We start from the raw sequence: 2,272 nt of genomic DNA, 5'->3' as shown, positions 1-2,272 counted from the left end.
CGCCTGCGCCGCCACATGCAACGCCACCAACGACGAGGAACACGCCGTGTCCACCGTCAACGCCGGACCCGTAAAGCCGAACGAGTAGGCGATACGGCCCGCGAGGACGCTGGCCGCGTTCCCGGTCATGAGGTAGCCGTCCACGCCGGCCGGAACGCGGGTCATGGAGGTGGCGTAGTCCTGGCCGTTGCCGCCGATGAACACCCCGGTCGCGCTGTTCCGCAGTGCCGCGGGGTCGATGCCGGCGTGCTCGAACGCCTCCCAGGCCGTCTCCAGCAGCTGGCGCTGCTGCGGGTCCATGCCGAGCGCCTCCCGCGGCGAGATGCCGAAGAAGCCCGCGTCGAACTCCGTCGCCTTCTGGAGGAAACCCCCTTCCCTGGTGTAGCTCTTCCCCGGCATGGCGGAGTCAGGGTCGTACAGGTCCTCCAGGTTCCAGCCGCGGTCCGCGGGGAAGGGCGAGATCACGTCGATGCCGTCGGCGACGACCCGCCACAGGTCGTCCGGCGACTCGACCCCGCCGGGGAAACGGCAGGCCATGCCGACGATCGCCATCGGCTCGTCGGTAGCGACGGTCGGGGCGACGGGCACGATGTCGTCGTCCGTACCGAGCAGGACGGACGCCAGATGGTCCGCTACAGCCTCGACGGTGGGCCGGTCGAAGACCAGCGACACGGGCAGTCGCAACCCGGTCCGGCGGTTGAGGCGATTGCGGAGGTCGACGGCGGTCAAGGAGGTCAAGCCGAGTTCGGTGAAGGCGCGGCCGGTGTCCACCGGGTCGGAGTCCTGGTATCCGAGCGCGCCGGCCACTTCGGTGCGTACCAGAGCGATGAGGGCCTGGCGCCGGTCCGTGTCCGTCAGGCCCGTCAGCCGTTCGCGCAGCGCCTGAGAATCCGCGCCGAGAAGGGGCCTGACTTCGGGCAGGGCCGAGATGAGCCGATGGGCGCGTGCCACCGTGGGCGCCGAGACCACTTGCTGCCAGTCGATGTCGGCGACGATGACGTTCTCATGCCCGGCGTTCAGCAGTCCCAGCATCTCTCTCGTGCCGGCCGGGCGGAATCCGAGAGCGCCTTGGCCGTCCGTGTCCGGGCCGATGGCGATCGACATACCGGGGAGTCCGAGGGACCGGCGGTACTGGATCAGGGCGTCCGCCGCGGCCTGCGTCGTGGTGGGTGACGGACCGCCGCCGATGACGCCGGTGGCGGAGGAGAGGATCACCAGCATCCCGTCGCCGGCCAACTCGTGCAGTTCCCGCAGCTGTTCGGTTCGGCTGGTGACCAGGCTCTGCCACTGGCTCGCCGTCAGCGGGCCGGCTTCCGACCGGCCCTCATCAAGGAAGAACACCGTGCTGCCGCTGAGTTCCGCGCGAGTGGTGCTGTTCCACTCCGCGACCTCGACGCGTTCCGGCGCGTCAGTCACTTCGCTCACCAGGACGACCCGGTCGGCTCCGCTGTCGAACAGCCAGTCCGCCAGAGCGCCGGCCCGGGCACCGAGATCGCCGAGAACCGCGACCGTTCCGCTGAGGACCAGGGCGCCGCCCCCGGGCCGCGCGTGCTCCAGCCGCCGGGTGAGGATACGGCCGTCCCGTACCGCGACCTGGTCGTCGCCCTCGTGGCCCGCGGCCAGCAGATCACGGACCCGGTCCCAGTCCCGCTCGCCCGGCGCGGCGGGCAGATCCACGACGCCACCCCAGTTGTCGGCCTGCTCCCAGGCCAGCACCCGCCCGACCGCCCACGCTCCGACCTGGCCCGGATCGACCGTGTCATCGGCGTCGACGGCCACCGCACCGTGCGTCAGACACCACAGCGGTACGGCGTCCAGTGCCTGGGCGACGGCCACGATGGTTCCCGCGTGCGGACCGAGCAACGACACCGCACCGGTGAACGACATGTCGCCGACTTCCCGGCGCACGAGGTCGATGACACTCTGCTCGTCGAGCTCGGCGCCGGGGTCGAAGTCCACCCGGACGACGCTTTCGACGGTGTCCCCGACGCGCCGAGCGGCCTCCGCCAGGACGTGGTCCTCCCCGTGCTCCGACGACGCGAGCACGAGCCATGTTCCCGCCACCACGTTCTGGCGCGGGACTTCGAGGTGCTTCCAAGCCATCTGATAGAGCCAGGAGTCATGGGAAGCCGGCCCGAGGGTCCTGGTGGTCGCGGTGGGTGTGAGCCAGTAGCGCTGACGCTGGAAGGGGTAGGTCGGCAGCGGGACGCGCTGCGGGGTGTGACCGGCGAACAGCGCCGCCCAGTCCACCTGCCCACCGTGCACGAACACG

Annotated in this window: 1 protein-coding gene; it reads right to left on the bottom strand. The window is 70.8% G+C overall.

What is annotated here, in order from left to right:
- Window positions 1-2,272 (bottom strand): beta-ketoacyl reductase (locus ACY1JF_RS31835; RefSeq protein WP_462708749.1); only part of this gene is annotated, 2,272 nt, incomplete at both ends.

The organism is Streptomyces sp. SYSU D01066-1, from assembly GCF_054956795.1.
Note: the sequence above shows the minus strand (reverse complement) of the source record. Positions and strands in the feature narration are given on the sequence as shown.